We start from the raw sequence: 7,608 nt of genomic DNA on the forward strand, positions 1-7,608 counted from the left end.
AGGCAGACTCGCCCATGCCACCCGCCACGTCACCCGCACCGCCATCCACACCCCCGACGGCGGCCGGCTCAGCCTCGACGACTCCCTCCACGCCCTGCTCAACCCGGAACAGGGGACCCCCGACCGCAGCCGCGAGGGGAGCCGCGAGGGAAGCTAGGCGACGCGGGGCTCGGCTGCGGTCGACAGCAGGGTCTCGGTGAGGGACGTGTCGTGCTCGGCGGCGCGGAAGCGCGGGTGGTCGAGCGCGTCGGCGAGGAAGCCGGCGGTCGTCGCCACACCGGCGCCGACGACGCGGGTCTCGGCGAGCGCGCGGCGCATCCGGGCGATCGCGCCGTCGCGGTCCGGAGCCCAGACGACGACCTTGGCCAGCAGCGAGTCGTACAGCGGCGGGATCCGGTAGCCGGCGGTCAGGTGCGTGTCGACACGGACGAACGGGCCGCCGGGCAGGTCGAGCTCAGTGACGAGACCCGGGGTGGGGCGGAAGTCGCGGGCGGGATCCTCTGCGTTCACCCGGCACTCGATCGCCACGCCACGCGCGGTGATGTCCGCCTGCCCGTAGCCGAGTTCCTCGCCCGCCGCGACCCGCAGCTGCTCGGCGACCAGGTCGAGGCCGGTGACCATTTCGGTGACCGGGTGCTCCACCTGCAGCCGGCAGTTGACCTCCATGAAGTAGTAGCTGCCCCGCGCCGGGTCGTAGAGGAACTCCACGGTGCCGGCGCCGACGTAGCCGGCGCCGAGCACGGCCTGCACCGCCGCCTCGCCGAGCTGCGCCACACCGTCGGGATCCACCCCGGGTGCCGGCGACTCCTCGACGAGCTTCTGGTGGCGCCGCTGCAACGAGCAGTCCCGGGCACCCAGGTGGACGCCGTTGCCGTGGCCGTCACACAGCACCTGGATTTCGACGTGCCGGGCGGATTCGAGGTAGCGCTCCAGGTACAGCCGGCCGTCGCCGAACACGGCCAGGGCGGCCGCCCGGGTCTCGGCGTAGGCGACGGGGAGGTCCCCGCGGTTGTGTACGACGCGCATCCCGCGGCCGCCACCGCCGGCGACCGCCTTGAGGATCAGGGGGTAGCCGACCTCGCCGGCGAGCGCGAGGGCGGTGTCCGGGCCGTCGAGGGCGTCGCGGCTGCCGGGTAGCAGCGGCAGGCCGGCGTCGCGCATGATCCCTCGGGCGACGGCCTTGTCCCCCAGCCGGGCCATGACGTCGGCCGGCGGCCCGATGAAGACGATCCCCTCCTCCTCGCAGACCTCGGCGAACTCAGGGTTCTCCGACAGGAAGCCGTACCCGGGGTGGATCGCCTCGGCGCCGCGGGTGCGGGCGGCCTCGACCACCGCGGGGATGTTCAGGTAGCTGCGCTTCGCCGGCCCCGGGCCGACCTGCACCGACTCGTCGGCGAACCGGACGGCGGCGGAGTCCCGGTCAGCGGCCGAATGCGCGACGATCGTGCGGATGCCGAGCTCGCGGCAGGTGCGGACCACCCGCAGCGCGATCTCGCCCCGGTTGGCGACCAGGACGCTGCTGAACATCAACGACTCCCGTTCGGGGACTGCTCCAGCGGGGCGAGCAGGAACAGCGGTTGGCCGTGCTCGATGGCGGTGGCGTCCTCGACGAGGACTTGCACGACCCGCCCGGGATGCTCCGCCTCGATCGGGATCATCAGCTTCATCGCCTCGACGATCGCGACCTGCTGCCCGGCCCGCACCGTGTCACCTTCGGCGACGAACGGTGCCTTCCCGGGTTCGGGCGCCCAGTAGAACATGCCCACGGACGGGGAGACCAGCGGGAACGTCCCGGCCTGCGCGGGCACCGCCGACGCTTCGGGCTGCGCGGCCACAGCCACGGCCACGGCCGCGGGGGCAGGCACCACCGCGGGCGCCACGGCGGCCGGAGCCACGGGGGCGGATGGGGCGGCCCAGCGGGTTCGGGCGGACGCGGCCGGCGTGTCCGCGAAGCTCTGGCCGGTGCTCGTCCAGCCCATCTCGACGCTGACGTCGCCGGCCGACACGCGCACGTGGCTGGGCGCGACCCGGGCCCGCACGGACAGCTCGAGCACGTGCGCGCCGAGCACCGCCACCATGGCGTCCACGGCGGGGGCGGGCACCCGGCCGTCGCCGGCGTCCGGGTCGATGTTCCCGGCCGTTCCCGCCACCTGGTCGAGTGCCGTCGAGTCGGTCGTCATCGGGTTGCCTCCACGTTCCGGTCGGGCTGGGACTCGTGCGCGTCGCCGCTCGAGACCGGCGTCGACACCGGCGCCGCGACGCCGAACTGCCGGAACCGCGTCCGGCGGCGGGTCACCAGGTTCATCTGGTCCAGCGGCAGCAGCTCGGCGAGCGCGCCGCGCAGCGCCTCGCGCAGGCGGTCGGCGGTGCCCGCCGGGTCTGCGTCGGCGCCCCCGTCGGGTTCACCGATGACACCGTCGACGACGCCGAGCCGCAGCAGTTCGCGGGAGTCGATCCGCAGGGCCGCGGCGGCCGTCGGCGCGGCCGCCGGGTTCTTCCACAGGATGGCCGCGCAGCCCTCGGCGCTGATCACCGAGTAGACGGCGTTCGCGCACATCAGGACGCGGTCGGCGAACGCCAGCGCGAGCGCGCCACCGCTGCCGCCCTCGCCGGTGACGACGGCGACCACCGGCACCGCAAGCCCGGCCATCAGCCGCAGGTTCTCGGCGATCGCGACGGCCTGTGCCTGCTCCTCGGCCTCGACGCCAGGATAGGCGCCGGCGGTGTCGATCAGGGTGATCACCGGCAGGCCGAGTTTGGCGGCCAGGCGCATCACCCGGGCGGACTTGCGGTAGCCGGCCGGCGTCGGCATGCCGAAGTTGCGGTACCGCAGCTCGTCGGCGGTGTGGCCCTTCTGGGTGCCGATGACGGCGACGGGAACACCGTCGAGGCGGCCGAGGCCGGCGACGAGCGCGGGGCAGTCGGACGACATCCGGTCGCCGCGCAGCTCGGTGAAGTCCTCCAGCAGCATGCCGATGTAGTCGAGCGTCGACGGCCGGCCCAGCCGGCGGGCGGCGCGGACGCACTCCCAGGCGTCGCGGCGGGGCAGCAGCTCCGGGTCGGTGACGACCGCGTGCTGCGGGCGCCCCGTCTGGCGGGGGATGCCGTCGGGGCGCCGGCTCGACACCGACAGCAGCCGCGCCAGGTTCGCCCGCAGCTCGTGGCGGGGGCTGATGAGGTCGACGACGCCATGGGTGAGCAGGAACTCGGCGGTCTGGAAGTCGGCGGGCAGGGTCTGGCGGATGGTCTGCTCGATCACCCGGCGCCCGGCGAACCCGAGCCGTGCGCCCGGCTCGGCGATGATCACGTCGGCCAGGGTCGCGAAGGACGCCGCGACGCCGCCGAAGGTCGGGTCGGTGATCAGGGAGACGGTGAGGATGCCGGCCTCGTCGAGCTGGCCCAGGGCCTGGCTGGTCTTGGCCATCTGCATCAGGGCGATCGCGCCCTCCTGCATCCGCGCGCCGCCGGAGGCGGTGACGGTCAGCAGCGGCGTGCGTTCCCGCAGGGCGAGTTCGGCGCCCCGGGTGAACACCTCCCCGACGGTGGAGCCGAGGCTGCCGCCGAGGAAGCGGAAGTCCATCACCACGACCACCACCGGGTTGCCCTCGATGGTGCCGCGCGCGCACACCGCCGCCTCGTCGAGGCCGGTGCTGGCGCGGGCGTCACGCAGCCGGTCGCGGTAGGGGCGGGTGTCGGTGAACTCCAACGGATCGCTGTCCATCGCCGGGACGTCGACTCCCCGCGCCGAGCCGGAGTCGAGCAGCAGGTCGAGGCGCTGGTGGGCGGTCATCGGGGCGTGCCAGGAGCAGTCGGGGCAGACCCGCCCGGCACGGGCGAAACGCCGCTCGTAGAGCATCGCGCCGCAGCCGCCGCACAGCAGCCACGACGATCCCGCCCCGGCTGCGCTGGCCCTGGTCGTGATGGCCTCGGTCGTCATGATCGATTACCTCTCCTCAACGAACGGGTCCTCGACGAACGGGGTGGGCAGGTATCCCGCGACGGAGGCGGGCAGGCGTAGTCCGGCCGCCCGCAGCGCGGCGACCCGGTCGGCGTAGGCCGCCCCGCGCATCAGGTGGGTGGCCAGGTCGACGACCCGGCGGTTACCCACCTGCGCCAGGTAGGTGCCGGCAACCCAGCCGTTGAACGCCCCCATCGCCGGGCCGCACCACACCTGGTAGTCGGGGGCACGCTGCGGATCCCCGGCGATGCTCCAGCCCGACGAACGGCCCAGGTACCACCGGAACACCAGGGCCATCCGGCGACGCGGGTCGTCCGCGGCCCGGGTGATCTGGTCGGGGTCACGTTCGGAGAAGAAGCGGATGCAGTCCTGCCAGACGTCGTCCAGGGAACGGCGGAACACCCGGGTTTCCAGGGCGGACCGGATGTCGGCGGGCAGCTCGTCGACGCCGGCGTAGGTCCGGTAGAGCTCGTGGAGCTGGCGCGCCCGCCCCGGGAACAGGGTGCCGCGCCGCAGCACCTGCACCTCCACCCCGAGTTCGAACATGTCCGCGGACGGCGCCATCACCGTGTCCGCGACGCCGGTCGCGGCCAGCAGCCGCTTCGTCGTGTCGGACTGGTCCGCCTCGACCGAACTCTGGTTGATCGAGCCGGTGACGACGTACGCGGCGCCGAGGGCGAACGCCGCCGCGGCCGCCGCCGGCGTGCCGATGCCGCCGGCCGCGCCGACGCGCACCGCGCTCGCGTAGCCCTGTTCACGGCGGACCCGTTCGGCCAGCGCCAGCAGTTCGGGCAGCAGCACCAGCAGCGGACGGCGGTCGGTGTGCCCGCCGGAGTCCGCCTCGGCGGTGAGGTCGTCGGCGAGCGGCACCGAACGGGCGAGCTCGGCCTGCTCGGCGGTGACCGCGCCCGCCTCGAGCAGCTGGCGGACCAGCTCCGGCGGCGCCGGGCGCAGGAACCGTTCGGCGACCTCCGCCCGCGACACCTTGCCGATCACCCGGTGGCGGGCCACGACGCGACCCGCCACGTCGCGTCCGAGGCCGGCGAGACGGTAGCGGACGAGCTGCGCGGTGGGTTCGACGAACGCCGACGCCTCGACGCAGCCGACGCGGTGACGCAGGCAGGCGTCGACGATGGCCGCTTCCAACGCCGGTTCGCTCGGGCTGTGGATGAGGTTGCAGGCGTAGGCGTTCCCGCCGGCGTCGCGGCCGATCTGGGCGAGCGCGGCGTCGATGCGGGCCGGCAGCACCCCGGCGGCGCCGAACGAGGCCAGGTAACCCTCGCGGGCGAGGGCGGCGACCATCGAGGCCGAGGCGATGCCGTTGGCCATCGCGCCCGCCATGTAGGCGTGGCGGACACCGTGGGCGCGGCGGAACTCCGGGTCGCCGAGCGCGTGCGCCGGGCGCGGGCCGACGGCGGCGAGGACCTGGCCGCCGCCGGCGACGATCCGCGCCACCTGCGCGGCGTCGGAGCTCGTCCGCACGCCGTTGCCGTCGCGCAGCACGTAACAGGGCTGGTCGAGGGCGAGCAGGTCACGCTGCACCTGCGCCAGGCCAGCCGGCGCCGCGCCGACCGAAACCGCGGCCGCCGGGGTGGTCGTCACCACGACGGAGCTCCGTTCTCGCGCAGTTCGATGGCGATGTCGAGGAGTTCGTAGATCCGCAGGCCCGGCTTCCAGACGCTGGCGTCGGCGGTGACGCGGACCCGCCCCGGCGCGCGGCGCACCTCCTTGAGGTGCACCTCCAGGCGGGTCTCGCCGTCGGTCGGGAGGAACTGCCCGCGGTACTTCCAGGTGAACGGCGCGTCCACCGGCAGGATGAAGGCCGGCTCGACGAGGCCGTCGGCGTGCGCAGAGTCGAGCAGCCACTCCTGCATCGCCTGGATGACCGTCTCCACGCCGAGCGAGCCGGGGATCACCGGGTCGAGGTGGAAGTGGCGGGCGAAGAACCAGTCGTCCGGGTCGATCGCCCGCACGGCGTGCAGGTAGCCCTGGCCGTACCGGCCGCCGCCGTCGACGACGTCGACGGTGTCCAGCAGCGCCAGATGGTCGCGGGCGCACAGCCGCGCGGCCGGGTCGGCGCGGCGGGCGGCGACGTCGAGGGTGCGCGCCGTCGGCCGCGGCGACGCCGACTCAAGCGACGCCGACTCAAGCCAGGTCGGCACCGACCGGCCGGCGTCCAGGCCGCTCTGGTTGGCCAGCGCCGCGTCGCTGAAGTAGCCGAACAGCGTCTCGCCCTCGTAGAACGGTTCGCCGTCGACCGACAGCGTGTACTCGAAGCTCTGCAGCGACGAGCCGGGCATGTCGGTCGTCGACAGCAGCTTCGAGTGCTGGCGGATGGTCGCGTCGCGCAGGTCGACCTCGCGCAGCACGCGGGCGGTCCCGCCGAGGTTGCGCAGGCTCACCACCGCCGCCGGGTCGCCGAGCGTGGCACCCATGTAGTAGCCGACCATGAGCGCCGCCTGCAGCGACGTCTCCATGTAGACGCAGTTCGGCATCGACGCGTTCGCCGTGTCCGCGAAGTACCAGGAGTCGGCGGGCGCGTCGTACTCGGTGATGTGCGAGGCCCCGCCGTCGAGCGACTTCGGGTCCCCGCGGGTGCCCTCGACGGCCAGCACCCGGTCGACGAGCAGCAGCCCACCGGACGGCAGCCGCGTCGCCTTGCGCCCGGTGTAGCCGGCGAACTCCGGACCGAGGGCGATCACCTGGTCGCCGCGGCAGAAGTGGGCCATGTGGAACTCGCTGAGCATCGCCCGGTCACCGGCCGCGTTGCGGCGGCCCAACCAGACCGGGGTCGTCCCGCCGAGCCCGGGGCCGACCGGGCGGCCCTCGCCCTCGCGCACGCCGACGGCGACGTCGGTGATCCGGGCGAGCACCTCACCCTCGCCGACCCGGTCCCCGCCGACCCGGCGGATCTCGGCGTCGGCGCGCAGCGCGGGCCGTGGCACCAGGTCGAGGTCGACGACCTCGAGGACCAGTTCCAGCTCCCCGGCACCGGCCAGGTCGGCGCCGGGGAGTTCGAGGGTGGCCCCACCGGCGGCACCGGGCGCGGCGCCGTCGACGAGGTGCGCGTCGAGCAGGCACAGGTGCAGGCCGACGTACACCGCGAACAGCCGGGCGGCCTGGGCGGCGGCCTCGGCCAGCCCCGCGCCCTGCGGTGCCGGGTTGGTCAGCCGGGCGCGGACCAGGCCCCGGCCGGCACGGCCGCCGCGCAACTCAACGGCGTCGACGGCGGCCAACAGCAGCCCACCGGGGGCGATGCGCACCGCGCGGTCGTGTCCCTCCTGGTCGTAGGCCGGGCCGAGGACGTCGGCGATGGCGCCCCGGGCCAGCCGGTCGAGGTCCGCGGCGCCCAGCGCGCCGACGGCGCTGCGGGCCAGCGGCTTGAATGACGCCTCGCTGCTCACCCGGGCACGCGCCGGCGCCGCAGGCAGGCCGACGAGCGCCGTGGGTGCCGGCAGGGGGGATGATGCCGGCAGCGGCGTGGCCAGGGGGGCGAGCAGGCGCCGCTGCAGGGCTGACTGGGCCCGCAGGGCGCTGGCGTGCGCCGCGGCAGTCGTCACTCGCAGCTGGCGGATCAGCTCCAGGGCGGAGGTGGCCGGTGCGGGCGTCAGGCCCGCCGGTTGGGTGGACGGAGCCGGGGGCGGGAAGGC

General features: G+C 74.8%; 5 protein-coding genes. All 5 read right to left on the reverse strand.

Annotation, left to right across the window (positions count from 1 at the left end):
• Positions 1-153: 153 nt before the first annotated feature.
• Complete coding sequence (locus NBZ83_RS27820; protein WP_261576105.1) at positions 154-1,527, reverse strand: acetyl-CoA carboxylase biotin carboxylase subunit; 1,374 nt, start codon at positions 1,525-1,527, stop codon at positions 154-156.
• Positions 1,527-2,180, reverse strand: coding sequence for an acetyl-CoA carboxylase biotin carboxyl carrier protein (locus tag NBZ83_RS27825; protein WP_261576106.1), 654 nt, complete (start codon positions 2,178-2,180; stop codon positions 1,527-1,529). The genes NBZ83_RS27820 and NBZ83_RS27825 overlap by 1 nt, the downstream gene beginning before the upstream one ends.
• Positions 2,177-3,937, reverse strand: coding sequence for an acetyl-CoA carboxylase, carboxyltransferase subunit beta (gene accD / locus NBZ83_RS27830; RefSeq protein WP_261567444.1), 1,761 nt, complete (start codon positions 3,935-3,937; stop codon positions 2,177-2,179). The genes NBZ83_RS27825 and accD overlap by 4 nt, the downstream gene beginning before the upstream one ends.
• A 6-nt stretch (positions 3,938-3,943) precedes the next feature.
• Entirely contained in the window at positions 3,944-5,560 is a 1,617-nt protein-coding gene (locus NBZ83_RS27835) for a PfaD family polyunsaturated fatty acid/polyketide biosynthesis protein (protein WP_368861920.1), read from the reverse strand.
• Positions 5,557-7,608, reverse strand: a 2,052-nt coding sequence (locus NBZ83_RS27840) for a beta-hydroxydecanoyl-ACP dehydratase (protein WP_261576108.1), incomplete at its 5' end; no start/stop codon positions are given. The genes NBZ83_RS27835 and NBZ83_RS27840, both read right to left, overlap by 4 nt.

The organism is Frankia gtarii, assembly GCF_025403375.1.
GTDB lineage: Bacteria > Actinomycetota > Actinomycetes > Frankiales > Frankiaceae > Frankia > Frankia gtarii.

Excerpts from the sequence above, each read along its gene's own strand:
- NBZ83_RS27820 (WP_261576105.1), bottom strand. The coding sequence starts at position 1,527 with ATGTTCAGCAGCGTCCTGGTCGCCAACCGGGGCGAGATCGCGCTGCGG.
- NBZ83_RS27825 (WP_261576106.1), bottom strand. The coding sequence starts at position 2,180 with ATGACGACCGACTCGACGGCACTCGACCAGGTGGCGGGAACGGCCGGG.
- accD (WP_261567444.1), bottom strand. The coding sequence starts at position 3,937 with ATGACGACCGAGGCCATCACGACCAGGGCCAGCGCAGCCGGGGCGGGA.